Annotated in this window: 25 protein-coding genes; 12 read left to right on the forward strand and 13 right to left on the reverse strand. The window is 67.6% G+C overall.

Annotation, left to right across the window (positions count from 1 at the left end; translation table 11 throughout):
• Positions 1-18: 18 nt before the first annotated feature.
• A complete protein-coding gene (locus M2282_RS01250) occupies positions 19-789 on the forward strand; it encodes a 3-hydroxybutyrate dehydrogenase (protein ID WP_280806984.1) in 771 nt (256 codons plus the stop codon).
• Between the two features lie 28 nt (positions 790-817).
• Here the strand turns inward: M2282_RS01250 and M2282_RS01255 are convergent, their stop codons facing one another.
• Both M2282_RS01255 and M2282_RS01260 read right to left on the reverse strand, forming a co-directional pair.
• Positions 818-1,522, reverse strand: coding sequence for an SIMPL domain-containing protein (locus M2282_RS01255; RefSeq protein ID WP_280806985.1), 705 nt, complete (start codon positions 1,520-1,522; stop codon positions 818-820).
• 49 nt (positions 1,523-1,571) lie between these two features.
• Complete coding sequence (locus M2282_RS01260; protein ID WP_280806986.1) at positions 1,572-1,928, reverse strand: hypothetical protein; 357 nt, start codon at positions 1,926-1,928, stop codon at positions 1,572-1,574.
• A 171-nt stretch (positions 1,929-2,099) separates the two neighbouring features.
• Between M2282_RS01260 and ompR the strand changes: the two genes are divergently transcribed.
• Together ompR and M2282_RS01270 are read left to right on the forward strand one after the other, a co-directional pair.
• The gene (ompR, locus tag M2282_RS01265) at positions 2,100-2,831 is read left to right on the forward strand and encodes an osmolarity response regulator transcription factor OmpR (RefSeq protein ID WP_007837017.1); all 732 of its coding nucleotides are present in this window, start codon (positions 2,100-2,102) and stop codon (positions 2,829-2,831) included.
• A gap of 74 nt (positions 2,832-2,905) precedes the next feature.
• A complete protein-coding gene (locus M2282_RS01270; protein ID WP_280807702.1) occupies positions 2,906-4,321 on the forward strand; it encodes a sensor histidine kinase in 1,416 nt (471 codons plus the stop codon).
• Between the two features lie 16 nt (positions 4,322-4,337).
• On the opposite strand, the gene ispF is transcribed toward M2282_RS01270, so the two are convergent.
• Complete coding sequence (gene ispF / locus M2282_RS01275; RefSeq protein ID WP_280806987.1) at positions 4,338-4,829, reverse strand: 2-C-methyl-D-erythritol 2,4-cyclodiphosphate synthase; 492 nt, start codon at positions 4,827-4,829, stop codon at positions 4,338-4,340.
• Positions 4,826-5,539, reverse strand: coding sequence for a 2-C-methyl-D-erythritol 4-phosphate cytidylyltransferase (ispD, locus tag M2282_RS01280; protein WP_280806988.1), 714 nt, complete (start codon positions 5,537-5,539; stop codon positions 4,826-4,828). The genes ispF and ispD overlap by 4 nt, the downstream gene beginning before the upstream one ends.
• A 119-nt stretch (positions 5,540-5,658) precedes the next feature.
• Here ispD and mfd point away from each other — a divergent pair, with 119 nt between their 5' ends.
• The 3 genes from mfd to M2282_RS01295 are packed head-to-tail and all read left to right on the forward strand — an operon-like array spanning position 5,659 to position 10,918.
• Positions 5,659-9,141, forward strand: a complete 3,483-nt coding sequence (gene mfd, locus M2282_RS01285; RefSeq protein WP_280806989.1) for a transcription-repair coupling factor — start codon at positions 5,659-5,661, stop codon at positions 9,139-9,141.
• Complete coding sequence (serB, locus tag M2282_RS01290) at positions 9,138-9,848, forward strand: phosphoserine phosphatase SerB (RefSeq protein ID WP_280806990.1); 711 nt, start codon at positions 9,138-9,140, stop codon at positions 9,846-9,848. The genes mfd and serB overlap by 4 nt, the downstream gene beginning before the upstream one ends.
• The gene (locus tag M2282_RS01295) at positions 9,845-10,918 is read left to right on the forward strand and encodes an Ldh family oxidoreductase (RefSeq protein WP_280806991.1); all 1,074 of its coding nucleotides are present in this window, start codon (positions 9,845-9,847) and stop codon (positions 10,916-10,918) included. Before serB ends, M2282_RS01295 begins: the two co-directional genes overlap by 4 nt.
• 5 nt (positions 10,919-10,923) lie before the next feature.
• Here the strand turns inward: M2282_RS01295 and M2282_RS01300 are convergent, their stop codons facing one another.
• A complete protein-coding gene (locus M2282_RS01300) occupies positions 10,924-11,247 on the reverse strand; it encodes a DUF6172 family protein (RefSeq protein WP_280806992.1) in 324 nt (107 codons plus the stop codon).
• 77 nt (positions 11,248-11,324) lie between these two features.
• On the opposite strand from M2282_RS01300, the gene M2282_RS01305 reads away from it, so the two are divergent.
• On the forward strand, positions 11,325-11,552 hold the full coding sequence (locus tag M2282_RS01305; RefSeq protein WP_280806993.1) for a hypothetical protein: 228 nt from the start codon (positions 11,325-11,327) through the stop codon (positions 11,550-11,552).
• Between the two features lie 14 nt (positions 11,553-11,566).
• Here the strand turns inward: M2282_RS01305 and M2282_RS01310 are convergent, their stop codons facing one another.
• Complete coding sequence (locus M2282_RS01310) at positions 11,567-12,754, reverse strand: PLP-dependent aminotransferase family protein (RefSeq protein ID WP_280806994.1); 1,188 nt, start codon at positions 12,752-12,754, stop codon at positions 11,567-11,569.
• Between the two features lie 141 nt (positions 12,755-12,895).
• On the opposite strand from M2282_RS01310, the gene M2282_RS01315 reads away from it, so the two are divergent.
• From M2282_RS01315 to M2282_RS01330, 4 genes are read left to right on the forward strand one after another with little or no spacing between them, the layout of a single operon-like run.
• Complete coding sequence (locus M2282_RS01315) at positions 12,896-13,156, forward strand: helix-turn-helix domain-containing protein (protein WP_280806995.1); 261 nt, start codon at positions 12,896-12,898, stop codon at positions 13,154-13,156.
• A gap of 9 nt (positions 13,157-13,165) precedes the next feature.
• A complete protein-coding gene (locus M2282_RS01320; RefSeq protein ID WP_280806996.1) occupies positions 13,166-14,518 on the forward strand; it encodes a type II toxin-antitoxin system HipA family toxin in 1,353 nt (450 codons plus the stop codon).
• On the forward strand, positions 14,515-15,162 hold the full coding sequence (gene nth / locus M2282_RS01325; protein WP_280806997.1) for an endonuclease III: 648 nt from the start codon (positions 14,515-14,517) through the stop codon (positions 15,160-15,162). Before M2282_RS01320 ends, nth begins: the two co-directional genes overlap by 4 nt.
• Positions 15,163-15,172: 10 nt before the next feature.
• A complete protein-coding gene (locus M2282_RS01330; RefSeq protein ID WP_280806998.1) occupies positions 15,173-16,024 on the forward strand; it encodes an Ivy family c-type lysozyme inhibitor in 852 nt (283 codons plus the stop codon).
• 26 nt (positions 16,025-16,050) lie between these two features.
• Here the strand turns inward: M2282_RS01330 and M2282_RS01335 are convergent, their stop codons facing one another.
• The 4 genes from M2282_RS01335 to M2282_RS01350 are packed head-to-tail and all read right to left on the reverse strand — an operon-like array spanning position 16,051 to position 19,908.
• The gene (locus tag M2282_RS01335) at positions 16,051-16,614 is read right to left on the reverse strand and encodes a histidine phosphatase family protein (protein WP_280806999.1); all 564 of its coding nucleotides are present in this window, start codon (positions 16,612-16,614) and stop codon (positions 16,051-16,053) included.
• The gene (locus M2282_RS01340; protein ID WP_280807000.1) at positions 16,611-17,405 is read right to left on the reverse strand and encodes an adenosylcobinamide-GDP ribazoletransferase; all 795 of its coding nucleotides are present in this window, start codon (positions 17,403-17,405) and stop codon (positions 16,611-16,613) included. The genes M2282_RS01335 and M2282_RS01340 overlap by 4 nt, the downstream gene beginning before the upstream one ends.
• Before the next feature lie 5 nt (positions 17,406-17,410).
• Entirely contained in the window at positions 17,411-18,451 is a 1,041-nt protein-coding gene (gene cobT, locus M2282_RS01345) for a nicotinate-nucleotide--dimethylbenzimidazole phosphoribosyltransferase (protein WP_280807001.1), read from the reverse strand.
• Positions 18,448-19,908: a cobyric acid synthase gene (locus M2282_RS01350; protein ID WP_280807002.1), complete on the reverse strand. Its 1,461-nt coding sequence runs from the start codon at positions 19,906-19,908 to the stop codon at positions 18,448-18,450. The genes cobT and M2282_RS01350 overlap by 4 nt, the downstream gene beginning before the upstream one ends.
• A 155-nt stretch (positions 19,909-20,063) precedes the next feature.
• On the opposite strand from M2282_RS01350, the gene M2282_RS01355 reads away from it, so the two are divergent.
• A complete protein-coding gene (locus tag M2282_RS01355) occupies positions 20,064-20,300 on the forward strand; it encodes a hypothetical protein (protein WP_280807003.1) in 237 nt (78 codons plus the stop codon).
• Here M2282_RS01355 and M2282_RS01360 read toward each other — a convergent pair.
• The 3 genes from M2282_RS01360 to M2282_RS01370 are packed head-to-tail and all read right to left on the reverse strand — an operon-like array spanning position 20,275 to position 26,353.
• Positions 20,275-21,753 carry an efflux transporter outer membrane subunit gene (locus M2282_RS01360; protein ID WP_280807004.1) on the reverse strand — a complete coding sequence of 493 codons (1,479 nt, stop codon included), beginning with the start codon at positions 21,751-21,753 and terminating at the stop codon, positions 20,275-20,277. The genes M2282_RS01355 and M2282_RS01360 overlap by 26 nt on opposite strands.
• Positions 21,754-21,783: 30 nt before the next feature.
• Positions 21,784-25,056: an efflux RND transporter permease subunit gene (locus M2282_RS01365; RefSeq protein ID WP_280807005.1), complete on the reverse strand. Its 3,273-nt coding sequence runs from the start codon at positions 25,054-25,056 to the stop codon at positions 21,784-21,786.
• Positions 25,057-25,096: 40 nt separating this feature from the next.
• Positions 25,097-26,353, reverse strand: coding sequence for an efflux RND transporter periplasmic adaptor subunit (locus M2282_RS01370; protein WP_280807006.1), 1,257 nt, complete (start codon positions 26,351-26,353; stop codon positions 25,097-25,099).
• Between the last annotated feature and the right edge of the window lie 116 nt (positions 26,354-26,469).

The following is a 26,469-nucleotide window of genomic DNA, read 5'->3' on the forward strand; positions in this document are numbered from 1 at the left end:
ATCCGGAGATTGATCTTCATGCTCAAAGGCAAAACCGCGCTTGTCACGGGGTCCACCAGCGGCATTGGCTTCGCCATTGCCAAGTCGCTCGCCCAGCAAGGCGCACACATCGTGCTCAACGGCTTCGGCGATGCCGAAATGCCCAAGGCCCAGATCGAAGCGCTCGGCGTTCGCGCCGAGTACCACGGCGCTGACATGAGCAAGCCCGGCGAGATCGAGGACATGATGAAGTTCGCCGCGTCGAAATTCGGCCGCGTCGACATCCTCGTGAACAACGCCGGCATCCAGCACGTCGCCAAGGTCGAGGACTTCCCGGTCGAACGTTGGGACGCGATCATCGCAATCAACCTCACAAGCGCATTCCATACGACGCGCCTGGCGATTCCCGCGATGCGCGAGGCCAACTGGGGCCGCATCATCAACGTGGCATCGGCACACGGCCTGGTCGCCTCGGCGCAGAAATCGGCCTATGTGGCGGCAAAGCACGGCATCGTCGGCTTCACCAAGTCGGTCGCGCTCGAAACCGCAACCACCGGCATCACCAGCAATGCGATCTGCCCCGGCTGGGTGCTGACGCAGCTCGTGCAGAAGCAGATCGACGACCGCGCGGCCCGCGAAGGCATCTCGGCCACGCAGGCGCAAAACGATCTGCTGGGGGAGAAACAGCCTTCGCTGCAGTTCACGACGGTCGAGCAGCTCGGCGGCCTTGCGGTCTTCCTCTGCTCGCCCGCCGCCGACCAAGTGCGCGGCGTGGCCTGGCAGATGGACGGCGGCTGGACCGCGCAATAAAGCGCCATCCAGGGGGGGCTTGCGCTCTTTACTTGAGCTGCACCGACCCCGACACGCTCACGACCACACTGGTCTTGCCGGCTTCGACCGGCACGGCCGAATCGGCCGAGAACGACTTGGCCTGCATCGCCATCACGCGCGGGCGGATCGGGCCGCCGTCGTTCGCGTTCACCGACACCTCGCGCAGCGTGTAGCCGCCGAAGCCGAAGCCCTTGGCCAGCTCGTTGGCCTTCTGCTTGAAGTTCTCGATCGCGATGTTCTGCGCTTCGGCCTCGGTCTTGGCGCGCTGTTCGCGGCTGAGCCCGAAACCGACGTTGCCCACGCTGAGCGTGCTGATGCGGCCGGCCGTCTGGGTGATGCGCGGGAAGTCGCGGCCTTCGAGCACCATTTCAGTCGAGCCCTGCCAGCCGTTGATCCTGCCGTCCTTCGTGTAGCGCGGCGAGAGGCTGAAGTTGCCGGTGCGCACGTCGAGTTGGCCGGCCTGCGCGTTCTTTTTGGCTTCGGTCAAGGCGGCGTCGAGCGCGGCCTTGAGCTGGGTCTGCACGGTGGCTGCGTCGGCCGCGTCGCGGGTGGTCACCAGCGTCATGCTCAGCAGGTCCTGCTGGACCTCGACCGTTCCGGAGGCGGTGAGCTGGAGCACGTTCTGCGGCGCCGGAGCGACCACGTTCTGGGCCAGTGCGGAACCGGCAGCGGCCAGGACGGCGCAAACAGCAAGCAATTTGATTTTCTTCAAGACAAGGGACTCCCTGGAGATGGATGGCGAGGAACCCGCGCCAGGGCCCTCAGGGACGCTGGCTGCGCGGCGCGATCAGCGAACGGGCGGTGGGCATCGGTGCCGGCACGATCCGCTCGGCTGGCTGCGATTCTGCCGAATTGGCCAGGATGCCCGAGCTCGGCGGTGTCCACAGCCCCCGCACCTGCTGCCGCAACTCGAACAGTTCGGCGGCGGTCAGACGCCTGCCGGCGGCAGCCTCTTCACGGCGGATTTCCTCGCGCTGCGCCGCCCGATGGGCGGCCACTGCGTCCCGCACCTCGCTGCGGCGCACCTCGCCGACCCTGAAAAAGTCACCGGAAACAGCCCATGCGGAACCACAGGCGCAGACAAGAAGCAATGGCAGTGCGGAAGAAGGCAGTCTCATTGGGTATTTGGATAAGGCAGGGGAACTTTGCCACTGCTGCGCTAACGCCGGATGACCATAGGGCGAGCTTCCGCAAGTTTTGTAACTTAGTGTCAAACCATCGGCAATTCCGGCTCGATGGGGTGCTAACGCCTTCAGAATCGGCGCTGTTACAAATTCAACGTTGTAGAAATGACTCAAGTTCCCGCTCGCACAGACAAGATCGTGATCGTCGACGACGACGCCCGCATCCGTGACCTTCTTCGCCGCTACCTGACCCAGGAAGGCTTCGAAGTGATCGTGGCCGAGGACGGCAAGGCGCTCAACCGCATCCTGTTGCGCGACACGGTCGACCTGATCGTGCTCGACCTGATGATGCCGGGGGAAGACGGCCTCTCCGTCTGCCGCCGCCTGCGTGCCGCCAACGACCGCACGCCGATCATCATGCTCACCGCCAAGGGTGAAGACGTCGACCGCATCGTCGGCCTCGAAGTCGGCGCCGACGACTACCTCGGCAAGCCTTTCAACCCCCGCGAACTGCTGGCCCGGGTGCACGCCGTGCTGCGCCGCCGTCCGCCGCTCGAAGCGCCCGGCGCGCCCTCCACCGAGAACGAGACCGTCACCTTCGGTCCGTTCGCCTTCGACCTCGGCTCGCGCACGCTCAAGAAGGACGGCGAAGAGCTCTCGCTGACCACCGGCGAGTTCGCGATGCTCAAGGCGCTGGTGCGCCATCCGCGCCAGCCGCTGTCGCGCGAAAAGCTCGCCCAACTGGCGCGCGGCCGCGAGTTCGAACCCTTCGACCGCAGCCTGGACGTGCAGATCTCGCGCCTGCGCAAGCTCGTCGAGTCCGATGCCGCGGCGCCGCGCTACATCCAGACCGTCTGGGGCGTGGGCTACGTGTTCGTGCCGGACGGCACGGCCTGAGCCGCCGCTGAGAGGTGGCCATCGGCCCATCTGCCAGACCCGGCCAGGCGCAGGAGGACGGCGCGCAGGTCACGATGCCGAGCCCGCTGGAGGCCAGCGCGGCGCGTGACCGCCGCCCCGGCCTCAAGCTGGGCTTCAGCCTTTTCTGGCGCACTTTCTTCCTGCTCGCACTGCTGCTGATCGGCTGTACGGTCGCCTGGCTGCAGACTTTCCGCTCGCTCGAATACGAGCCGCGCGCCATTCAAACTGCCCACCAGATCGCCTCGCTCGTGAACCTCACGCGCGCGGCGCTGGTGTATTCGGACGCCATCACGCGGGTGTCGCTGATCAAGACGCTGGCCGACCAGGAAGGCGTGCGCATCCTGCCGCGCGAGCCCAACGACCGCTTCCAGCCCTACACCAGCGGCGCGCTCGACCAGCGCGTCACCGAGGAGCTGATCGACCAACTCGGCGAAGGCACCACCGTGGCCAGCCGCGTCAACGACGAGGCTGGCCTGTGGATCGGCTTCACCATCGAGAGCGACACCTACTGGCTGCTGCTCGACCCCACGCGCTTCAGCCGCGTGGGCGGGCGCACCTGGCTGGTCTGGCTCAGCACCGCGATGGCGCTCTCGCTGGCCGGGGCGGCGCTGATCACCCGGCTCATCAACCTGCCGCTCAAGCAGCTGTCGCGCGCGACCATGCAGGTGCGCGAAGGCGAATACGAGGCGCACCGGCTCGACGAGCGCGCCCGCACCAACGAGATTCGCGCGGTCAACATCGGCTTCAACCGCATGGCGGACCAGCTCGCCAAGATCGAACAGGACCGCGCCATCATGCTGGCCGGCATCTCGCACGACCTGCGCACGCCGCTCGCACGGCTGCGGCTCGAAACCGAGATGAGCGTGGCCGACGAAGATGCGCGCGACCACATGGCCGCCGACATCGCCCAGCTCGACGCGATCATCGACAAGTTCCTCGACTACGCGCGGCCCGACCATGTCGATCCGCGGCCCGTGCTGCTGCGCGACGTGGTCGATGCCTGCACCTACGCCGTGCAGGACTATGAGGAGATGAACATCAAGGTCGAGGTGCCCGCCGACCTGCGGGTGCTGGGCGACGAGGTCGAGCTCACCCGCGTGATCTCCAACCTGGTCGAGAACGCGCGGCGCTACGGCAAGACGCCGGCCACCGGCGTCGCGGACGTCACGATCCAGGCGCAGGCGAACAACGATGCGGTGCTGATCAAGGTGCGCGACCACGGCGCGGGCGTCGAGCCCGCCCTGCTCTCGCAGCTGACCAAGCCCTTCTTCCGCGGCGACGCGGCGCGCACCTCGGCGGCGGGTGCTGGCCTGGGCCTGTCGATCGTGGCGAAGAACATCGAGCGCATGGGCGGCACCTTCGCGCTCACCAGCACGCCGGGGCGCGGGCTCGCGGCCCACATCCGCATGCCGCGCGCCATGCCGACGCCCAAGCCGGGCGAAGTACCGGGCGGCAAGAAGCCCGGCTGATCGGGAAGGAAGCCGCTCAGCGGTGCAGCAGGACCGCCGCGCGCGCTTCCATCGCGCGGCCCTCGCCCACCGGGCCAAGCTTCTCGGCCGTCTTGGCCTTCACGTTGACCTGATCGAGCGAGATGCCCAGCGTGTCCGCAATGCGCTGGCACATGAGCGGGATGTGCGGCGCCAGCTTCGGCGCCTGGGCGATCACGGTGCTGTCGACGTTGCCGATCTCCCAGCCGGCGGCCCGCACGCGGCGTGCCGCCTCTGCCAGCAGCACGGCCGAATCGGCGCCGCGAAATTGCGGATCGGTGTCGGGGAAATGCCGGCCGATGTCGCCGAGGCCTGCGCCGCCCAGCAGCGCATCGGTGATCGCGTGCAGCAGCACGTCGGCATCCGAATGCCCCAGCAGGCCGGTGGTGTGGGGTACCTCGATGCCGCCCAGGATGAGCTTGCGCCCTGCGACCAGTTGATGAATGTCCCAGCCTTCGCCGACGCGGATGTTGAAGGGGGCTGCGGTCATGGCATGGCTTTCTTGCGGCTGAGCAGAACGGCCTCGGCCAATGCGAAATCTTCGGGAAAGGTGACCTTGAAGTTCTGCGCGCTGCCCGGCACCAGCAGCGGTGACAGGCCGATGGCTTCGATCGCGCTGGCCTCGTCGGTCACCGCGTCGCCCGCGCGCTCCAGCGCGTCGAGCAGCATGCCGATGCGGAACATCTGCGGCGTCTGGGCCAGCCACTTGTCGGCGCGCGAGAGGGTCTGGGCGACACGGCTGTCGGTCGAGGACACCTTCAGCGTATCGGCCAGCCGGTGCGCCAGCAGGCCGCCGACGGCGTCGTGTTCGCAGGCAGCGATCAGCGCCTCGATCTGGCTGGAGGTGACGAGGCAGCGCGCCGCGTCGTGCACCAGCACCCAGTCGTGTGCCCCGGCGCCCTTTTGCCGCAGCGCCGCCAGGCCGTTGCGCACCGTGGCCGCCCGGGTCAGGCCGCCGACTTGCAGCAGGTACTCGCCGTCGCCCGGAAAGCGAGGCAGCGCGGCCTGCACGTCGCGGTCGTCGGGCGACACCACCACCGCCAGCCCTGCAAAACGACCGGCCAGGGCGCGAAAAGCCTCCACCGTGTGCGCCACCATCGACGCTCCCGCCAGCCGCTGGTACTGCTTGGGCTGCACGCCGCCCGCACGGTGGCCGGAGCCGGCACAGGGAATCAGCACGAAGAATCGGGAAGAAGACATGGGTGGGTGCGGCACGGGCCAATGGCCGACAAGCGGATAAAGGGCCGCCATTCTAGAATTGCCCCTCGCACACCCCTCGCCAACCGGCGCGGGGTGTTGTGCATTTTTCCAAGCGTTCCATGGACCTCCCCCACCTCACGGCGGGCAAGCGTTTCACGCTGCCGCGTCCCCCCTTGTCGGCCGATGCACTGCTGCTCGCGCAGTTGGGCATGCGCGAGAAGGCCGCCGGCCGCGCCACCGCGATGTTCACGGCCGACGCCAACGACGCGCAGCGGCTCATCGACGAGATCGCCTTCTTCGCGCCCGACCTGCGCTGCGCCCTCTTTCCCGATTGGGAAACGCTCCCCTACGACAGCTTCTCCCCGCACCAGGACCTGATCAGCGAGCGCCTCGCCACCCTCTGGCGCATCAGCCAGAAAGAGGCCGACGTGGTGCTGGTGCCCGCCACCACCGCGCTCTACCGCCTCGCGCCGCCGGCCTTCCTGGCGGGCTACACCTTCCACTTCAAGGCCAAGCAGAAGCTGGAGGAATCGAAGCTCAAGGCCCAGCTCACGCTGGCCGGCTACAGCCACGTGACGCAGGTGGTGAGCCCGGGCGAGTACGCGGTGCGCGGCGGCCTGATCGACCTGTTCCCCATGGGCTCGCTGGTGCCGTTCCGCGTCGACCTGTTCGACGACGAGATCGACTCGATCCGCACCTTCGACCCCGACACCCAGCGCAGCCTCTACCCCGTGCCCGAGGTCCGTCTGCTGCCGGGTCGCGAATTCCCGATGGACGACGACGCCCGCGCGCGCTTTCGCAGCCGCTGGCGCGAATTGCTCGAGGGCGACCCGACCAAGAGCCGCATCTACAAGGACATGGGCAACGGCGTGGCCACCGCCGGCATCGAGTACTACCTGCCGCTGTTCTTCGACGAGACGGCCACGGTGTTCGATTACCTCGGCCCCGACGCCACCATCGTGCTGCACGGCGACCTCGAACCCGCATTCCAGCATTTCTGGCAGGACACGAACGAGCGCTACCGGCTGGTGCGCGGCGACCCTGAACGGCCTGCGCTGCCACCCGAGGCGCTGTTCCTCAACGCCGCGCAGTTCTACCAGCGCGCCAAGCCGCACGCCCAGCTTGCGATCCGGGGCGACATCGACACCGAAACGCCCTACGCCGAATTCGACAAGCTCCCGCCCTTCGCCGTGGTGCGCGGCGCCGAAGACCCGCTGGTCGGCCTGAAGGCCCACATCGCCGCCACGCCGCACCGCGTGCTGATGGTGGCGGAAAGCGACGGCCGGCGCGAGAGCCTGCTCGACTTCCTGCGCGCGAGCGGCGTGAGCCCGCCGGCCTTCGATTCGCTGGCCGAGTTCGAAGCGTCCACCGACGAGAAGATCGGCATCGTCACCGCCGCGCTGGCCTCGGGCTTCGCATGGCGCGAACAGGGCATCGACCTCGTCACCGAGACCGAGCTCTTCGCCACCGCGCCCACCACGCGCCGCCGCAACAAGAAGCAGGAACAGGTCAGCGATGTCGAGGCGCTGATCAAGGACTTGTCGGAACTGAACGTCGGCGACCCGGTGGTCCACACCGCGCACGGCATCGGCCGCTACCGGGGCCTGATGCACATGGACCTGGGCCAGGGCGTCGATGCCGAAGGCAAGCCCCTGCTGCAGGAAATGCTGCACCTGGAATACGCCGACAAGGCCACGCTCTACGTGCCCGTCTCGCAGTTGCACCAGATCAGCCGCTACACCGGCGTCAGCGCCGACGAGGCGCCGCTGCACCGGCTGGGTTCCGGCCAGTGGGAAAAGGCCAAGCGCAAGGCCGCCGAGCAGGTGCGCGACTCGGCCGCCGAGCTGCTCAACATCTACGCCCGCCGCGCCGCGCGCGAAGGCCATGCCTTCCGCTACTCGGCCGCCGACTACGAGGTGTTCGCCAACGACTTCGGCTTCCAGGAAACCGCCGACCAGAAGGCCGCGATCCACGCCGTGGTGCAGGACATGATCTCGCCCCAGCCGATGGACCGCCTGGTCTGCGGCGACGTGGGCTTCGGCAAGACCGAAGTCGCGCTGCGCGCCGCCTTCATCGCGATCACCGGCGGCAAGCAGGTGGCGTTCCTTGCGCCCACCACGCTGCTGGCCGAGCAGCACTACCAGACGCTGGTCGACCGTTTCGCCAAGTGGCCGGTGAAGGTGGCGGAGATGAGCCGCTTCCGCTCGGCCAAGGAAATCACGGCCGCCGCGAAGGGGCTGGCCGAGGGCCAGATCGACATCGTGGTGGGCACGCACAAGCTGCTGTCGCCGTCGATCAAGTTCAAGAACCTGGGCCTGCTCATCATCGACGAGGAGCACCGCTTCGGCGTGCGCCACAAGGAGGCGATGAAGGCGATGCGCGCCGAGGTCGACGTGCTCACGCTCACCGCCACGCCGATTCCGCGCACGCTGGGCATGGCGCTCGAAGGGCTGCGCGACCTGAGCGTGATCGCCACCGCGCCGCAGCGGCGCCTGGCCATCAAGACATTCGTTCGCAACGAAGGCACGGGCGTGATCCGCGAAGCCGTGCTGCGCGAACTGAAGCGCGGCGGGCAGGTGTACTTCCTGCACAACGAGGTCGAGACCATCGAGAACCGGCGCCAGAAACTCGAAGAAATATTGCCCGAGGCCCGCATCGCCGTGGCCCACGGCCAGATGCCGGAGCGCGAGCTGGAACGCGTGATGCGCGACTTCGTGGCGCAGCGCTACAACCTCCTCCTGTGCTCGACCATCATCGAGACCGGCATCGACGTGCCGACCGCCAACACCATCGTGATGAGCCGCGCCGACAAATTCGGCCTGGCGCAACTGCACCAGCTGCGCGGCCGCGTCGGACGCTCGCACCACCAGGCCTATGCCTACCTGATGGTGCCGGACACCGAAGGCCTGACCAAGCAGGCGGCGCAGCGGCTGGACGCCATCCAGCAGATGGAAGAGCTGGGCTCCGGCTTCTATCTCGCGATGCATGACCTCGAAATTCGCGGCACCGGCGAAGTGCTGGGCGAAAACCAGAGCGGCAACATGATGGAGATCGGCTTCCAGCTCTACAACGAGATGCTCAGCGAAGCCGTGCGCGCCCTCAAGGCCGGACAGGAGCCCGACCTGCTCTCACCGCTGTCGGTCACGACCGAGATCAACCTGCATGCCCCCGCCCTCCTGCCCGACGACTACTGCGGCGACGTGCACCTGCGCCTGTCGTTCTACAAGAAGCTGGCCACCGCGAAGACGCCCGACCAGATCGACACCCTGCTGGAAGAAATCGTCGACCGCTTCGGCAAGCTGCCGCCTCAGGCGCAGACGCTGATCGACACGCACCGGCTGCGCGTGCTCGCACGGCCCTACGGCGTGGTCAAGGTCGATGCCGCGCCGGGCATCATCAACATCACCTTCAAGAAGGATGCACCGGTCGATGGCATGGCCATCATCCAGCTGGTGCAGAAGAACAAGCACATCAAGCTCGCAGGCAACGAGAAGCTTCGCATCGAACGCGAACTCAAGGAGCCGAAGGATCGCGCGCAGATGGTGCGCGATGTGCTGCGCAGCCTCGGTCAACCCCTCGTCAAGGAACCCGCCCCCGCATGAGCGCTACAGAAATTTCTCCCGGTCTCGTGATCCAGCGCGTGAAGCCGCCGCTGGCCCTGGCCGATTTCAAGCTGATTGCGTTCGACATGGACTCGACGCTGATCAACATCGAATGCATCGACGAGATTGCCGATGCCGTCGGCAAGAAGGCCGAGGTGGCCGCAATCACCGAGGCCACGATGCGCGGCGAGATCAAGGACTTCAAGGAAAGCCTGCGCCGCCGCGTGGCGCTGCTGCAAGGCGTGCCGGTCGAGGCGCTGCAGCAGGTGTACGACGAGCGGTTGAAGCTCAACCCCGGTGCGGCCGAACTGGTCGCGGCGTGCAGGAAGGCAGGCCTCAAGGTGCTGCTGGTGTCGGGCGGTTTCACCTTCTTCGCGAACCGCGTGAAGGACCGGCTGGGCATCGATTTCGCCCGCTCGAACCTGCTCGACGAGGCGGACGGCAAGCTCACCGGGCAAGTCGTGACGCAGAGCTGGGGCGACATCTGCGACGGCGCCGAGAAGCGCCGCACGCTGCTCGAAGTGGCATCGCTCATGGGCATTTCGCCGCAGGAAACCATCGCCGTGGGCGACGGTGCCAACGACCTGCCGATGATGGGCGAGGCCGGCCTTTCGGTGGCCTATCACGCGAAGCCAAAGGTCCGCGAACAGGCCATGGTCGCCATCAATGAAGGCGGGCTCGACCGGTTGCTGGAGGTCCTGAAATGACCTCTGCCGCAGTTGACGCCCCGCTCTACCGCGCCGACGCGCTCAGGGACTACGGCAGCGCCCTGTTGCAAAAGGCCGGCCTCGCGCCGTCGATGGCCGACAGCGTCGCCCGCACCCTGGTCGAAGGCGACCTGCTGGGCCACGACACGCACGGCCTGGCGCTCCTGGCCGGCTATGTGAAGGAAGTCGAATCGGGCGGCATGACGCGCGACGGCACGCCCGAGGTGCTCTCGGACCGCCCCGCCGCCGTGCTCTGGGACGGCAAGCGCCTGCCCGGCCCCTGGCTCATGGACCAGGGCATGGACCTCCTGATTCCGCGCGCCCGCGACCTGGGCACCGCCTCGCTCGTGATCCGCCGCAGCCACCACATCGCCTGCCTCGCCGTCTACATGCTGCGCGCGCTGCAGGAAGACATGCTGATGCTGCTGGCCTGCTCGGACCCCAACGCCGCCAGCGTCGCGCCCTTCGGCGGCACGCAGGCGGTGTTCACGCCGAATCCGCTGGCGATGGGCTTTCCCCTGTCGCAGGGCGGCGTGATGGTCGACATCTCGGCCTCGATCACCACCAACGGCATGAGCAACCGCAAGCGCGCCGCCGGCGAGACCTTCGCCGAAGAGTGGCTGATCGATGCGGCCGGCAAGCCGACCAACAACCCGCAGGTGCTGTTCGACCAGCCACCGGGCACGCTGCTGCCCGTGGGCGGCCTGAGCCATGGCCACAAGGGCTACGGCATGGCATTGCTGGTGGAGACGCTGACGGCCGGATTGGCCGGCTTCGGCCGCGCCGACCCACCGGAAGGCTGGGGCGCGACGGTGCACATCACGCTGCATGACCTGCATGCGTTCGGCGGCAGGGAGGCTTTCCTGCGCCAAATGGACCATGTCGCGGCGCAGTGCCGGGACAACACACCGATCGACCCCGCGAAGCCGGTGCGGCTGCCGGGCGAAGGCGGGTTGAAGCGCCGGGATGCGCAATCGAAGAACGGGGTGCGGCTGCACCCGTCGATCGCGCGCTCGCTGCAGGATGCAGAGCAGCGCCACGGGCTGCAGCTCGCGCAGGCGCTGCTTTAGGAGGATCAGTCTTCTTCGGGCGGTTCTTCTGCCCGCTCGCCGGCCGGGCGCGGTGGGCGCTTGCCGGGCTTGGCCAGGATCTCGACGTAGAACTGCTTGCCGCCCTCTTTCACGATGCCGTCGATCAGCTTGTTGATGGCTGGCAGCTGGGCGACTTCGGCGGATTCCTGCGCCGCGCCGAACTTGCAATCGAAGTCCCAGAAGTCGTTGCCTTCGGGCAGATCGCGGCGGCGCTCGCGCTTGATGTACTTGCTGATCTCGTGCTTGATGGCTTCGACGAGACGGTCGGGGTGCTTGCCCTCGACATGAAGCTGGAAGGTTTTTCTCATGGGTGATCGTAACTCGCTGGTAGAAGGCACCGCCGCGCTGTGTACAGTCGGCGGTTCAATGGAAAGCAGGTGAAGACATGGCGCGCGCAAACGACTGGGCAAGCAAGGTGATGGCGTTGGTGAACGGCGGCAATGCCTCCGCGGCCATCGCACAGATCAAGGTCGCGCCCTCGGTCAAGGACCTGAAGGCGCTGCAGACCATCATGACGCTCTCGAAAATGAAAGGCCGCTATCCAAACGTGGATACGGCCATCTCGGAGAACCTCGACTTGCTGGCGGCACCCCGCCTGCATCGCTCGCCCTGAACTCGTCCTGAGCTCTACAGGGCCTGGCCGAGGCGCTTGACGCCCTCTTCGATCTTCGCCACATCGGCAGTCGCAAAACTCAGGCGCAACGTCGCCACATCGGGCTTCTCGGCAAAGAACGGCGCACCCGGCACGAAGGCCACGAGCTTCTCGATCGCGCGCTTGGCCAGCTCGTTCGCATCGGCCAGCTTGCCGTTTGCGCCCGTGAGGCGCGCCCAGAAGAACAACCCGCCGTTGGGCTGCGTGAAGCTCACCGCATCGCCGAGTTCGCGCTTCAGCGCCGAGCCCATGGCCTGCGCGCGCTGGCCGTAGACCTCACGCACATGCGCCAGCGTGGCGGGCATGCGGCCGCTCTTGAGGTATTGCGCGGCCGTGGCCTGCGAGAACGTGCTGGTGTGCGCGTCGCTGAACTGCTTGCACATGGTCGCCTTGGCGAGCAGTTCGGCCGGCGCGATCATCCAGCCGATGCGCAGGCCCGGGCTCAGCACCTTGCTGAGGCTGCCGCAGTGCGCGAGCAGTTCGCGACTGCCGGGCACGTCCTTGCTCAAGGCCAGGATCGAAGGCGGCGGCGCTTCGCCGAAGTAGAGGTCGCCATACGGGTCGTCCTCCACGATCAGCGTCTGGTACTTCACGGCAAGTTCGAGCACCTTCTTGCGGCGCTCCAGCGTCAGCATCGCGCCGCTGGGGTTGCCGAAGGTCGGGATCAGGTAGACGAACTTGGGCTTGTGCTCGGCGATGAGCTTCTCGAGCTCGTCGGTCTTCACGCCGTTGGCATCGATGGGCGCGCTGATGAGCTGCGCGCCGTAGAGGCGGAAGCACTGGATGGTGGCCAGGAAGGTCGGGCCTTCGACGATCACCTTGTCGCCGGGCGAGATCATGGTCTTGCCCAGCAGGTCCAGCGCCTGCTGGCTGCCGGTGGTGACGATGAGGCCGCTGGGGTCCACGTCGACGCCCTTGGTCTTCATGAAGGAACTGAGCTGGCTGCGCAGCGGCTCGTAGCCTTCGGTGGCGCCGTATTGCAATGCGCCGCCGGGCTCCTCGGTCAATGCCTTCTGGCTCGCCTCCTTCAGGCCCTCGACGTCGAACATGGCGCTGTCCGGAAAACCGCCCGCAAAACTGATGATGCCGGGCTTGCCCAGCAGCTTGAAGAGTTCGCGGATGGCGGAGGTTTCGACGTTGTCGAGGCGGGAGGCGAATTGCATGATGGTCGGTCTCACTTTCTGGGCGCCATTGTCGCGAAAGTGCCGTGCACGAATGCTGCGAAGGTTGATCGCCTTTCAACGGTATATTGACAATATCGCTCAAAGGCGATATTTTGCGTTTACCACCCCAAGGCGGTAAACATGCACTCCATCATCCAATCACCCGCGCAACTCTCGACCCATCTCAAGTCGCTGCGAAAGGCCCAGAGGCTGACCCAGGCACAGCTGGGAGCGCTCATCGGCGTGAAGCAGACGCGGATGGCCGACATCGAGAAGAACCCAGGCGCGGTCAACGTCGCGCAGTTGCTCCAGGTGCTGCATGCGCTCGACACGCGGCTGCTGCTGGCTTCCGCGGAGCAGGCGTCGATCGATGCAGCGCCCAAGGGCACCGCCGACTGGTAATTGAAGACCATGGCCCATCTCGCACTCGACATCTGGATGAACGGCGAGTACGTCGGCGTCTGGTTCTGGACGCGAACCGGCGTGCCGGCCCTGCGCTATGACGAGGCATGGCTGCGCTCGCCGAACATGCGCGCGCTTTCGCTGTCGCTTCCGATCCCCCATGGCGACAAGGAGCTGCGGGGCCCCGCCGTCCAGAACTACTTCGACAACCTCCTGCCCGACAGCGACCGCATCCGCGAGCGCCTGCGCCGACGATTCCGCGCGGCCAGCACCGAGGCGGCCGAATTGCTCGCAGCGATCGGACGCGATTGCGTCGGCGCGGTGCAATTGCTTCCCGCTGGCCACGCTCCCGAAGCCTTCGATCGCATCGACAGCGAACCCTTGTCCGAAGACCAGGTCGCGCAGATGCTGCGCAATGTCACGAACGATCCAGCGGCTGGCCAAGGCGACGAAGCCGACGATGACTTCCGCATCTCGATAGCCGGCGCGCAGGAAAAGACGGCGCTGCTTCGCATCGGCGATCAATGGCATCGCCCGCATGGCGCAACGCCCACCACGCACATCCTCAAGTTGCCGCTCGGTCTTGTCGGCAACATGCGCGCGAACATGAACGAGTCGGTCGAAAACGAATGGCTGTGCGCCCGCCTGATGGCCGCCTTCGGTTTCGACGTGGCACCCGCCGCCATCGGCCGCTTCGGCGACCAGAAGGCGCTGGTGGTCGAGCGCTTCGATCGGCGCTGGATGGACAAGGGCCGATGGATCGCACGCCTGCCGCAGGAAGACTTCTGCCAGGCGACCGGCACGCCCGCCGCACTCAAGTACGAGAGCGATGGCGGCCCTGGCATCCGGCCCATCCTCTCGCTGCTTTCCGGCAGCAGCGAGGCCCGCAAGGACAAGGCTGCCTTCGTGCGCGTGCAGCTTGCCTTCTGGCTGCTGGCCGCCACGGATGGCCACGCCAAGAACTATTCGATCTTCCTGCGCCGGGGCGGCGACTACGCGATGACGCCGCTCTACGACGTGCTGTCGATGTGGCCCGTCATCGGCAACGGCCCCGATCTGGTGTCGCCGCACAAGGCGCGCCTCGCACTGGCCTTGCGCGGAAAGAACGTGCACTACAAGCTACAGAGCATCCAGACGCGCCATTGGCGCGCGCTGGCGGCGCAGTCGGGCGTTGCCGATGCGTTCGATGGCATGCTGACGCTGGTCGGCAATGCGCCTGCCGCGCTGCAGCGCGTGGAGCAGGAACTGCCGCCGGACTTTCCCGAGCCACTCTGGCATGCCGTCAAGGCCGGTGTGCTGGCGCAATGCGAACGCTTCGAAGCCGACCTCGATCAAGAAAAAAACAGCATCGTGCCCCCATGAAAAAAGACAACATCCCCCTCTTCTTCGCCACCCTGCAGGCCGCCAACCCCACGCCCGAGACCGAACTCGAATACGACACCCCCTTCGAGCTGCTGGCCGCCGTGCTGCTCTCGGCGCAGGCCACCGACGTGGGCGTGAACAAGGCCACGCGAAAGCTCTTCCCGGTGGCCAACACGCCGCAGGCGATCTACGACTTGGGCGTGGAGGGCCTGGAGGGCTACATCAAGACCATCGGGCTCTACCGCAGCAAGGCCAAGCACCTGATCGAGGCCTGCCGCATGCTCGTGGAACTGCACGGCGGCGAGGTGCCCAAGACCCGTGCCGAACTCGAAGCCCTGCCAGGCGTCGGCCGCAAGACGGCGAACGTGGTGCTCAACGTGGCCTTCGGCGAGCCGACCATGGCGGTCGACACCCACATCTTCCGCGTGGGCAACCGCACCGGGCTCGCGCCGGGCAAGACGCCGCTGGAGGTGGAACTCAAGCTCGAGAACCGCGTCCCACCGGAGTACCGTCTGCACGCGCACCACTGGCTCATCCTGCACGGACGCTACATCTGCGTGGCGCGCAAGCCGCGCTGCTGGGAGTGCGCGGTGGCCCCTTACTGCGACTTCAAACCCAAGACACCAGCCCCGAAAACCACCTGACATCATCCGCATGACGACCCCGAAGAACAACCACCGCGCCCTCCTCGCCACCGCCCTGCTCTCGGCAGCCGCTTTCGTTCCGGCCGCGGCCTGGTCGCAGCAAGGCGGCAAGGGGCTGTCGGCCGATGTCATGGCGGGCTATGGCGGGCGCTGGTCGACCGCTTGCGCCGATGCGTCCGCGCCCACGCTGCAGGTGCGCGAGGACCAGCTGATCGTCGAAAGCGGCAAGCGCCGCGTGGTCGGCCAGGAGCCCGATGCGGCCCACAGCTTCTTCGGCAACAGCCAGCCACCGGCCCGCTTCGACGTGGCGCTCATGAGCAACGTGGACAAGGCCGGCGTCCTGACCTTCCTGGTCTTCCGAGAGGCGCGCGGGCAGTCCATCACGCTGGATGCCGCGAAGCCGGTGGCGGGGCAACTGGGTCCCGAACTGATGAAGCTGCGCTACTGGCGATGCGACGGCGCGGCCCGCGCTGCGACGCCGCCCGCGGAGCCGGCCGCCACGAAGCAGCCATCGCCACCGACGGGCAGCCCCGCGGCGCTCGCACAAGGCCCCGCGATGCAGAAAGCCTGGCGCGCCGCGCTGGGCATCCGAGAAAACGACCGCTGGCTGGTGCGCCGCGAAGGCCCGGCGCCCGAGCCGCAATGGGTCACCGTGGACGGCACGCGCTATGTGCAGCACGCCTTCTGCAAGCCGCACGATTGTCACGACAACAACGCGATCGCGCTCTACGACCAGGGCTCGGGCCGCATCTACGGACTGGTGCAGCGCAACGGAAAGAACACCCTCGTGGGCACGCCGCCGCAGGCATTGGCACCGCAGCTGGACAAGCTCTGGCGCGAACAGTGGCGGCAGAAGAACTGAGAAGGTGTGAACTCTGCCGCGACCCGTCAGCCGGCCGGAGGATGCTCGAAGGTCAGCCAGCCGCCGAATGCAAGTTCGCCGGCGGGCCAGTCGGCAGCGGTTTCGGGGCAACGGATGCCCCGCTGCAACAGCGTCACCGCGCGCAGCACGCCGGCGTGGGTGACCCACAGCGCGTCGCCTTTGCCGGACAGCCATTCGTCATGGGCATCAGCGGCGCGCTGCATGAATGCACGCACGCTCTCGCCATTCGCACCTGCGATGCCATCTGCGAAATTGCAGGTCCAGGCCTCGAACTCCTCGCGTGCGATGGCGGACCACCTGCGCCCTTCCCAGGCGCCGAAGTTCATCTCGGCGATGCGGGCATCGTGCTGCACGGCCAAATCCGGGCGCAGCGCCACGATGGCATCGGTCAGCGCGACACAGCGCCGCAGCGGCGAACTGCGCAGCGCGATGCCGACGGGCAGCAAGGGCGCGATGCGCTGCGCGGCGACCAGCGTGGCTTCGGGTTCCGCTTCGAGGTCGGTCGCGCCGTAGCAGAGGCCGGGCTCCGCAACCACCGGCGCATGGCGCAGGAGCCAGAGCTTTCTCATGCCTGCCAGGCGAGCGCGAGGTAGATCGCCAGTTCGCAGACCTGCTGGGTGGCGCCCAAGCCGTCGCCGGTGAAACCCTGCAGGCGCCGCAGGAAAAGACGCGCCATCCAGCCCGCAGCCACGATGACGGCCAGCAGCGCGGCGACGACATGCACAAGGTCATGCGCGCACAGCAGAAGCGCCACGGCGGGAATCGACCACAGCACGGCAATGACCAGCGCCCCGCCGCTGATCGCATCGGCCAGCGGCTTCGCCTTGCTCGCGCCGCTGTCGCCCACGTAGGGCAGCCAGCGGATCAGGAACAGTGGCGCCAGCCGCGACAGCACATGCGTGCCGACGATGGCAACAGCCACCGTCTCCAGCCCGCGCCCGGCCAACGTGGCGAGCAGCGCGAACTTGAGGCCCAGCGCGAGCACCAGCGCCACCGCACCGAAGGCGCCGATGCGCGAATCCTTCATGATCTCCAGCGCCCGGTCGCGGTTGGCCGAGCCGCCCAGGCCATCGGCCACGTCGGCGAGACCGTCTTCATGGAAGGCGCCGGTCAGCATCACGGTAGCGACCGTGCTCAGCACGGCTGCGGCGAAGGCGCCCGCCACGCTCTGCAATCCGACGCCCACGGCCACGAAGACCAGCGCCGCCACGCCGCCCACCAGCCATCCGATGCCGGGCAGGTGCGCCGCGCTCGCGCGCAGCATCTGCGGGCTGAACCCGACCCATGCCGCAAGCGAACCCGTCACCGGCACGCGGGTGAAGAACTGCAATGCCAGCAGGAAGTGGCGAACGCCGTTCATCCGTCTCAGGCGTCCTTGCGCGACACGCCCGCCGCCTCGAAGCTCGCCATCTCGCGCAGGATGCGGCAAGCCGATTCGAGCAGCGGCCAGGCCAGCGCGCCGCCGGAGCCTTCGCCCAGGCGCAGGTCCAGGTTCAGCAGGGGCTCGAGTCCGAGGTGCTTCAGCAGCAGCGAATGACCCGGCTCGGCCGAGCTGTGCGCGGCGACGCAGCGCTGCGTCACATGCGGTTGCAGCGCCTCTGCGACCAGCACCGCGGCACTGGCGATGAAGCCATCGACCACGATCACGCGGCGTTCTTCCGCCGCCTGCAGCACCGCGCCGACGAGCGTGGCGACTTCGAAGCCGCCGAACGCGGCCAGCGCGTCGAGCGGCGCCGTTGCAGTCGAATGCAAAGCGAGCACTTCACGCAGCACATCCCGCTTGCGCGCGAGCCCCGCCGCATCGAGACCGGTGCCGGCACCGGTGCACGCGCCAATGTCCAGCCCTGCAAGCCGCGACAAGAGCAACGCCGCCGACGAACTGTTGCCGATGCCCATCTCGCCGAGCAGCAAGGCGTTGCCCGGCAGCACGTGCACCACATCTCTTCCGTTGGCGATGGCATGCGCGCATTGATCGGCCGTCATCGCAGGGCCGGCCGACGCATCCGCCGTCCCCGCCGCAATCCGCCGCGACACCAGCCCCGGACGAGGCTGGAAGTCGCGGCGCACGCCGCAATCGACCACCGTCAGCGCGAGGCCGTGCTGTCTTGCCAGCACGCTGACCGCTGCGCCGCCGGCGAGGAAGTTCTCGACCATCTGCCAGGTCACGTCGCTCGGGAATGCCGAGACGCCGCGGGCCGCCAGCCCGTGATCGCCAGCGCAGACCAGCATCTGCGGCGCCTCGAGCACCGGCGCTTCGCTGCCCAGGATCGTGCCGATCCGCAGGGCCAGCGTTTCGAGCTTGCCGAGCGCGCCCAGCGGCTTGGTCTTGTTGTCGATCGCGCTTTGCAGGCGAGCCGTGAGTGCCGCGTCGGTGATGTCGGAGATGGAGGGAATGGTGTCGTTCATGCAATGAGGCCGGCAAGAACGCCGGCGTCGAAATGGGTGTCGATGAAATCGGCCAGGCCGTCGAATGTGCTGTCGAGTGTCGGAGCCGCGGCGCCGAACAGCGCGTGCAGCACCGCGGCATCCTCGAACAGCCCGTGAAGGTACAGCCCGAGCACGTTGCCGCGCGTGTTCTGCCAGGCGAGGCCGTCGGGCATCACGGCGTGGCCGTCGTGCGCCAACTGGGGGTGTTCGGCCGTCTGGCCGTGGTGAATTTCGTAGCCCGTCATCGGCACGTCCGACAGGGCGGCCCAGTCGCCGGTCAGCGTGCCGAAGGTGGCCGCGCGGTGGCGCACGGTCTTCTCGCGCTCGAACACGGTCACCAGCTGCAGCAGGCCGAGGCCCGGCGCGTTGCCGTCGATGCCATACGGATCGACCAGCGCCTCGCCCAGCATCTGCAGCCCGCCGCAGATGCCCAGCACCACGCCGCCCCGCGCCGCGTGCGCGGCCACGGCACTGTCCAGCCCCTGCGCGCGCAGCCAGGCCAGGTCGCCGCTCGTGTGCTTGGAACCGGGGAGCACGATCCAGTCGGCGCCGGCCACGTCGGCAGGCGTGCGCGCCCAGAGCAGCCGAACGCCGGGCACGTTCTTGAGCGACTGGAATTCGTCCAGGTTGCTGATGCGCGGATAGGCGACCACCGCGACCGTGCGCGTGACGGTACCGCTCGCGCGGCTGCGGTCGTCGAACACCCCGTCTTCCTCGGGCAGGCCGTGCTGCCACCACATCGGCAGCGTTGCGACGGTGGGCACGCCGGTCAGTGCCTGCAACTTCTCGGGTGCGGGCGACAGCAGCGAGGCATCGCCACGAAACTTGTTGAGCACGAAGCCGTGCAGCAGCGCGCGGTCGGCCTCGGGCAAGAGCGCCCAGGTGCCGTAGAGGTGGGCGAAGGCGCCGCCCCGGTCGATGTCGGTGGCCAGCAGGCAGCGGGCCTCCGCGTGTCGAGCCACGCGCAGGTTGACGATGTCGCTGGCCATGAGGTTGATCTCGGCCGGCGAACCTGCGCCCTCGATCACGACGACATCGTTCTCGGCGCGCAATTCATCGAGCGCCCCGGCGATCTGCGGCCACACGCGTTCGCTGCGCCCGCGCCAGGGCAAGGCCGAGAGCGTCTCGCTCACCTGCCCCATCAAAACGACCTGGCTGTGGGTGTCGCGCTCGGGCTTGAGCAGCAGCGGGTTCATGCGCACGTCGGGCACGGCGTTGGCGGCCAGGGCCTGGAAGTACTGGGCACTGCCGATCTCGCCGCCATCGACCACGCGGGCGTTGTTGCTCATGTTCTGCGCCTTGAAGGGCGCCACCTTGAGCCCCTGCCGCGCATACCAGCGGCACAGGGCCGTGGCCAGCCAGCTCTTGCCGGCTCCGCTGGTGGTGCCCAAGACCATGACGCACCGCGCCGGCCTGTTTTTCGCCGTTGAACTCATGCGGCGAATTGTCGTTGAGCGCCGGAGCCGCCCGAATCGGGTGGCAGAACTGCGGCATCTTTCACGCGGGCCGCCGGGGAGGCGGTTGCATTTTGAATCCGGGGCTGTCGTTTATCCGTATACAAGGCCTATCAATGCATTGCGACCCCGCCCCCATGCCAGCCCTCAACGATTTGGCGCTCACCGTCGAGGAACGCGAGCCGGGCCAGTTCTACTGGACCCTGCTCGAAGCCCTGGACAACAGCGGCCGTTCCGATGTGCACGACCTGCACGACACCCTCGACTACCGGGTGTATCGCTCGGCGGCCAGGCCGCAGACCAGCCACTCCAACGCCTTGGCCCTGGGCGTTGCGGAACTCCAGAAGATCAGCGCGTCGCGACCTTCTGCGTAGCCGAGCCAGGCGCCGACGCCGTCGCGGCCGGCACCTCCCAGCTGCCGCCGATGGCGCGGATCAGGCCCACGGCCGCCTGGTACTGCGCCGACTTCACCTGCAGCGCCTGGCGCCGGTTGCGCAGTTCGCTGCGGCGTGCATCCAGCAGGTCGAGCTGGCTGATATAGCCATTGCGATAGCGCGTGTCCGACAGGCTCGTGGCCCGCTGCGCCGACGACACCGCCTTGGCCTGCACCACCGACTGCTCCTGCAGGATGCGGATCGCCGCCAGCTGGTCTTCGACCTCCTGGAACGCCACCAGCACCTGGGTGCGGTAGCTGGCGATCGCGCCATCGAGCTGGGCGTTGGCGCCCTGCACGCCGGCCTCGCGGCGGCCGCCGTCGAAGATCGGCAGCGACAGCAGCGCACCCACGCCCCATGAACGGGCCGACCACTTGAAGAGATCGCCGATCTCGGGCGAGGCGTAGCCGGCGGCGCCGGTCAGCGAGATGTCCGGGAACCACGCGGTCTGCGCCACGCCCACGCGGGCCTGTGCTGCCAGCACCGCGTTCTGCGCGGCCGACACGTCGGGCCGGCGCGTGAGCACCGTGCCCGGCACGCCCGGCGGAATGGCCGGCAGCGCGGTCGCCCATTCGTCGGTGCGCACGCCGAAGCTGGAGGCCGAATCGCCCACCAGCACCGCGAGCGCATGCTCGACCTGGGCACGTTGGCGGTCGAGCGCCAGCGCATCCGATTCGGTCGACGACACCTCGGTCTGCACCCGCGCCACGTCGAGCTCGGCGATATCGCCGGCTGCCTGGCGACGCTGCGTGAGGCGCAGCGTGTCGCTGTAGGCCTCGACCGTCTCGCGCATCAGTGCGCGTTCGGCATCGAGCGCGCGCAGCTGCAGATAGGTCTGGGCCACTTCGGCCTGCACCGCGAGACGCGTGCTCTGCAGCAGGCCTTCGCGGCCGACCGCATCGAGCTTGGCCGCGTTGCTGGCACCCGAGAGGCGGCCGAACAGGTCGACCTCGTAGGAGAAGGTGGCGCCGATGTTGGTCATCGTGCCGGGCTTGGTGCTGGCCGTCGCCTTGTCCAGTCCCGCGCCGCGGTTGGCGCCCGCGCCCAGGCCGATCTGCGGCAGCCGGTCGGCGTTGGCGCTGCGTGCGAGCGCACGGGCCTCGGCCAGCCGGGCCGCGGCGCCCTGGATGTTGCTGTTGTTGACGTCGGCCTTCTCGACCAGCGCATTGAGCACCGGGTCGTTGAAAGCCAGCCACCAGGCGCCGCGTGCCTGTGCTTCAGAAGGCAGTGCCTTCGTGAAGCCGGCGGGCGGCGTGGCGCCCTGCTCCTTGAACTGGGCCGTGGTCTGGATTTCCGGCACGCCGGAGGGGACCGTCGCGCAGCCGGCCAGCGCCAGGGCGGCGACCAGCGGCAGCAGTGCGTTGCGGACCAAGGGTTGGAATGCGAATTTCATGATGAACTTTCTTCTCGATCGGTCAGGCGATCAGTCATGCGACTCGTGCGAGGGACGCGGCGAGGCCGGCACCGGGTGCAGCCCGCCACCGCCGGAACCACCGTGCGAAGGCGCGGGATGGTTGGCCGAGACGAACTCCTCGCCATGCGGCACTTCGCCATGCAGCTTGAGCGGCTTGTTGCCCGCCAGGCGCCGCAGCAGCACATAGAACACCGGCGTCAGGAACAGGCCGAAGGCCGTCACGCCGATCATTCCGGCGAACACCGCCACGCCCATGGCCTTGCGCATCTCCGAACCCGCGCCGGTCGAGAGCACGAGGGGCAGCACACCCATCACGAAGGCGAGCGAGGTCATCAGGATCGGACGCAGGCGCAGGCGGCTCGCTTCGATCGCGGCCTGGATGGGCGTGCGTCCGGCGAACTCCAGCTCCCGTGCGAACTCCACGATCAAAATCGCGTTCTTCGCACTCAGCCCCACCAGCACGATCAGCCCGATCTGCGTAAAGACGTTGTTGTCACCTCCCGATATCCATACGCCCGCCATCGCGGCCATGATGCCCATGGGCACGATCAGGATGATGGCGATCGGCAGCGTCAGGCTCTCGTACTGGGCAGCCAGCACCAGGAACACCAGCAGGATGGCCAGCGGGAACACCAGGAAGGCGGAGTTGCCGGCCAGGATTTCCTGGTAGGTCAGCTCGGTCCACTCGAAGCTCACGCCCTTGGGCAGCGTCTCGGCCGCGATCTTGGTGATCACGTCCTGCGCCTGGCCCGACGAGTAGCCGGGAGCCGGGCCGCCGTTGATGTCAGCGGCGAGGTAGCCGTTGTAGCGCATGGCGCGTTCCGGGCCGAAGGTCGAATTCACCTTCATCAGCGCGGACAGCGGCACCATCTCGCCTGAGGTGGAGCGCACCTTCAACAGGCCCACGTCTTCGGCACGGGCGCGGTAAGGCGCATCGGCCTGGACACGCACGGAATACGTGCGGCCGAACTTGTTGAAGTCGTTGGCATACAGGCTACCCAGGTAGATCTGCATCGTGTCGAAGATGTCCGTCACCGGCACGCCGAGCTGGCGGGCCTTGGTGCGGTCGATGTCCGCGTACAGCTGCGGCACGTTGACCTGCCAGCTCGTGAACATGCCCGTGAGCTCCGGCGCTGCCTGCGCCTTGGCCATGAAGGCCTTCACTGCCTGGTCCATCTGGTCGTAGCCGACCGATGCACGGTCTTCGATCTGCAGCTTGAAGCCACCCGTGGTGCCCAGGCCCGCCACCGGCGGCGGCGGGAACATCACGATGAACGCGTCCTGGATGCTCGAGAAGGCACCGTTGAGTTGCCCGGCCACCGCACCGCCGCTCTGGTCGGGGCGCTTGCGCTGGTCGAAGGGCTTGAGGGTGGCGAACACGATGCCCGAGTTGGAGCTGTTGGTGAAGCCGTTGATCGACAGGCCCGGGAAGGCGATGGCGTCTTCCACGTTCGGGTTCTTCTTCATGATCTCGCCCATGCGCTGGATCACTTCGTCGGTGCGGTCTAGCGTGGCGCCATCGGGCAGCTGGGCAAAACCGATGAGGTATTGCTTGTCCTGCGCCGGCACGAAGCCGCCGGGCACCGCCTTGAAGAGGCCGAAGGTCACCGCGATCAGCGCGACGTAGATCGCCAGCATCAGCGCCTTGCGCGAGATGACGTTCTTCACGCCGCCGCTGTAGGCCTCCGAACCGCGATGGAACAGCCGGTTGAAGCCGCGGAACAGCCAGCCGAAGGCCTTGTCCATGCCGCGCGTCAGCGCGTCCTTGGGCTGGTCATGGCCGCGCAGCAGCAGTGCCGCAAGAGCCGGCGACAGCGTCAGCGAATTAATCGCCGAGATCACCGTCGAGATCGCGATGGTCACCGCGAACTGGCGATAGAACTGGCCCGTGAGGCCGCTGATGAAAGCCAGCGGCACGAACACGGCCACCAGCACCAGTGCGATCGCGATGATGGGTCCGGACACTTCGCGCATCGCGCGGTACGTCGCCTCGCGCGGCGTCAATCCGGCCTCGATGTTCCGCTCGACGTTCTCCACCACCACGATGGCGTCGTCCACCACGATGCCGATGGCCAGCACCAGCCCGAACAGGCTCAGCGCGTTGATCGAGAAACCGAGGATGTGCAGCACCGCGAAGGTACCGATCACCGACACCGGCACGGCCAGCAGCGGAATGATCGACGCGCGCCACGTCTGCAGGAACAGGATCACGACCAGCACCACCAGCATGATGGCTTCGAGCAGCGTGTGGATCACCGATTCGATGGACGCACGCACGAACTGCGTCGGGTCGTAGGCGATGCGGTATTCCAGGCCTTCGGGCATGTTCTTGTTGAGCTCGGCCATCGTCTTGCGCACGTTGGACGAGATGTCGAGCGCGTTGGAGCCCGGTGCCTGGAACACGCCCATGCCGACGGCCGGGTCGTTGTTCAGCAGCGAGCGCAGCGAGTAGTCGGCGGCGCCCATCTCCAGGCGACCGATGTCGCGCAGCCGGGTCACGGCGCCGTCGGTGCCGCTCTTGACGATGATGTCGCCGAATTCTTCCTCGCTCTGCAGGCGCCCTTGCGCATTGATCGAGAGCTGCATGTCCACGCCCGAGAGGCCCGGCGATGCGCCGACCACGCCGGCCGCGGCCTGCACGTTCTGGCCACGGATCGCAGCGACCACATCGCTCGCCGAGAGGCCGCGCTGCGCGACCTTCTGCGGGTCGAGCCAGACGCGCATGGAGTAGTCTCCGCCGCCGAAGATCTGAACCTGGCCCACGCCTTCGATGCGCGCGAGCGGGTCCTTGACGTTCAACACCGCGTAGTTGCGCAGGTAGTTGATGTCGTAGCGGTTGTTCGGCGAGACGAGGTGGACCACCATCGTCAGGTCGGGCGCGCTCTTGACGGTCGTGATGCCCAGGCGCCGCACTTCCTCGGGCAGGCGCGGCTCGGCTTGCGAGACGCGGTTCTGCACCAGCTGCTGCGCCTTGTCGGGGTCGGTGCCCAGGCGGAAGGTGACGGTGAGCGTAAGCACGCCGTCGGTCGTTGCCTGGCTGCCCATGTAGAGCATGCCTTCGACGCCGTTGATCTGCTCTTCGAGCGGCGTGGCCACGGTTTCGGCGATCACCTTGGGGTTGGCGCCCGGGTACTGGGCGCGCACTACCACCGAAGGCGGCGCGACTTCCGGGTACTCCGAGATCGGCAGCCCGCGCAGCGCGATCAGGCCGGCTATCAGCATCAATAGCGACAGCACGCCGGCAAAGATCGGCCGGTCGATGAAGAATTTAGAGAGATTCATGTTGGTTCTCCGGTGGACGCCAAGGCGCCCTCCTCCGAAATCAGGACTTCGCGGCTTCCGCCACGCGTTCCGGTTGTTGTTGCTTGGCGGCGTCGGCCTTGGCGTCCATGGTCACTTGCTGCGGCACCACCAGCGCACCCGGGCGGATGTGCTGCAGGCCGTTGACCACCACGCGATCGCCCGCCTTCAGGCCCTTGCTCACGACCCGCAGGCCGTTGATGGAAGCGCCGAGCGCCACTTCGCGGTAGACCGCCTTGTTGTCTTCACCCACGACCATCACGAACTTCTTGTTCTGGTCGGTGCCGATGGCGCGTTCGCTCACGAGCAGCGCCGTGTCGTTGCGCGCCTGGCCCATGCGGATGCGGGCGAACTGGCCGGGGATGAGCGCGCCGTCCTTGTTGTCGAACGAGGCGCGCACGCGCACGGTGCCGCTCTTGGCATCGACCTGGTTGTCGATCAGCTGCAGCTTGCCGGTGTAGGGCGTGCCCTCCAGGCCGGCGGTGCCCATCTGCACGGGAATCGTGTCGATCTGGCCGCGTGCGCCGGCGTTGGCCGGCAGGTCTTTCAGGGCGCGGGTGACGACCTGCTCGTCGGCATCGAAGCTCGCGTAGATCGGGCTCACCGACACCAGCGTGGTCAGCACCGGTGCGCCGGGGCCCGCGGCGACGAGGTTGCCCACCGTCACTTCGAGCTTGCCGATGCGGCCGGACACCGGCGCCCGCACCTGGGTGTAGCCCAGGCTCAGGCGCGCGGTCTGCAGCGAAGCCTGTGCGGCGCGCAAGTTGGCTTCGGCTTCGCGGCCGGCGTTCACGCGCTCGTCGAGCTCGCGCTGGGCGATGGCCTGCTCGTCCCACAGGCGCTTGGCGCGCTCTTGCTCGCTGCGGCTGAATGCCTGGCGGGCCTGCGCCGAGGCGACCTGCGCTTCGGCACGCTCCACTTCGGCGGCATACGGTGCCGGGTCGATGGTGATCAGCAGGTCGCCCTGCTTGACCAGCGCGCCTTCGCGAAAGTGCACCGCCTGCACGGCGCCCGCCACGCGGGATCGCACATCGACGCGCTCGACCGCTTCGAGCCGGCCCGAGAACTCGTCCCACGCATTGATCTCGCTCGATGCGACGGTCGCGACCGACACCGGGGTGCCCTGTTGCGCAGCCACGGGCGCGGTGGCCTCGGCCTTGAAGCTGTACATGCCCACCACCGCCGCGGCCACCGCCAGCAGTGCGGTGAGGCCGGTCAGGGCGGGCCACAGGCCCTTGCGGGCGGCGGAAGACAGCTTTTGTTGTTCGTTGTTCGACATGATGTTTCGTCCTTCTCGATGACTTTTTGGGATGCGACAGGCCACCCCGTCGCTTTTGGCGACAGGAGGCGGATTTCAGGGAAAAGAGGGGCCGGACGCCCGCCTCAGGGGAGGCG

The sequence above is a fragment of the Variovorax boronicumulans genome (assembly GCF_029892485.1).
GTDB classification, from domain to species: domain Bacteria; phylum Pseudomonadota; class Gammaproteobacteria; order Burkholderiales; family Burkholderiaceae_C; genus Variovorax; species Variovorax boronicumulans_B.

Bases quoted from the DNA above. Each gene is read 5' to 3' on its own strand.
- ispF (WP_280806987.1), bottom strand. From the start codon at position 4,829: ATGACCGCAGCCCCCTTCAACATCCGCGTCGGCGAAGGCTGGGACATT.
- nth (WP_280806997.1), top strand. From the start codon at position 14,515: ATGAAAAAAGACAACATCCCCCTCTTCTTCGCCACCCTGCAGGCCGCC.
- ispD (WP_280806988.1), bottom strand. From the start codon at position 5,539: ATGTCTTCTTCCCGATTCTTCGTGCTGATTCCCTGTGCCGGCTCCGGC.
- cobT (WP_280807001.1), bottom strand. From the start codon at position 18,451: ATGAACGACACCATTCCCTCCATCTCCGACATCACCGACGCGGCACTC.
- mfd (WP_280806989.1), top strand. From the start codon at position 5,659: ATGGACCTCCCCCACCTCACGGCGGGCAAGCGTTTCACGCTGCCGCGT.
- M2282_RS01300 (WP_280806992.1), bottom strand. From the start codon at position 11,247: ATGAGAAAAACCTTCCAGCTTCATGTCGAGGGCAAGCACCCCGACCGT.
- M2282_RS01270 (WP_280807702.1), top strand. From the start codon at position 2,906: ATGCCGAGCCCGCTGGAGGCCAGCGCGGCGCGTGACCGCCGCCCCGGC.
- M2282_RS01340 (WP_280807000.1), bottom strand. From the start codon at position 17,405: ATGAACGGCGTTCGCCACTTCCTGCTGGCATTGCAGTTCTTCACCCGC.
- M2282_RS01355 (WP_280807003.1), top strand. From the start codon at position 20,064: ATGCCAGCCCTCAACGATTTGGCGCTCACCGTCGAGGAACGCGAGCCG.
- M2282_RS01370 (WP_280807006.1), bottom strand. From the start codon at position 26,353: ATGTCGAACAACGAACAACAAAAGCTGTCTTCCGCCGCCCGCAAGGGC.
- M2282_RS01360 (WP_280807004.1), bottom strand. From the start codon at position 21,753: ATGAAATTCGCATTCCAACCCTTGGTCCGCAACGCACTGCTGCCGCTG.
- M2282_RS01260 (WP_280806986.1), bottom strand. From the start codon at position 1,928: ATGAGACTGCCTTCTTCCGCACTGCCATTGCTTCTTGTCTGCGCCTGT.
- M2282_RS01350 (WP_280807002.1), bottom strand. From the start codon at position 19,908: ATGAGTTCAACGGCGAAAAACAGGCCGGCGCGGTGCGTCATGGTCTTG.
- M2282_RS01365 (WP_280807005.1), bottom strand. From the start codon at position 25,056: ATGAATCTCTCTAAATTCTTCATCGACCGGCCGATCTTTGCCGGCGTG.
- M2282_RS01330 (WP_280806998.1), top strand. From the start codon at position 15,173: ATGACGACCCCGAAGAACAACCACCGCGCCCTCCTCGCCACCGCCCTG.
- M2282_RS01305 (WP_280806993.1), top strand. From the start codon at position 11,325: ATGGCGCGCGCAAACGACTGGGCAAGCAAGGTGATGGCGTTGGTGAAC.
- ompR (WP_007837017.1), top strand. From the start codon at position 2,100: ATGACTCAAGTTCCCGCTCGCACAGACAAGATCGTGATCGTCGACGAC.
- M2282_RS01310 (WP_280806994.1), bottom strand. From the start codon at position 12,754: ATGCAATTCGCCTCCCGCCTCGACAACGTCGAAACCTCCGCCATCCGC.
- M2282_RS01335 (WP_280806999.1), bottom strand. From the start codon at position 16,614: ATGAGAAAGCTCTGGCTCCTGCGCCATGCGCCGGTGGTTGCGGAGCCC.
- serB (WP_280806990.1), top strand. From the start codon at position 9,138: ATGAGCGCTACAGAAATTTCTCCCGGTCTCGTGATCCAGCGCGTGAAG.
- M2282_RS01250 (WP_280806984.1), top strand. From the start codon at position 19: ATGCTCAAAGGCAAAACCGCGCTTGTCACGGGGTCCACCAGCGGCATT.
- M2282_RS01320 (WP_280806996.1), top strand. From the start codon at position 13,166: ATGGCCCATCTCGCACTCGACATCTGGATGAACGGCGAGTACGTCGGC.
- M2282_RS01315 (WP_280806995.1), top strand. From the start codon at position 12,896: ATGCACTCCATCATCCAATCACCCGCGCAACTCTCGACCCATCTCAAG.
- M2282_RS01295 (WP_280806991.1), top strand. From the start codon at position 9,845: ATGACCTCTGCCGCAGTTGACGCCCCGCTCTACCGCGCCGACGCGCTC.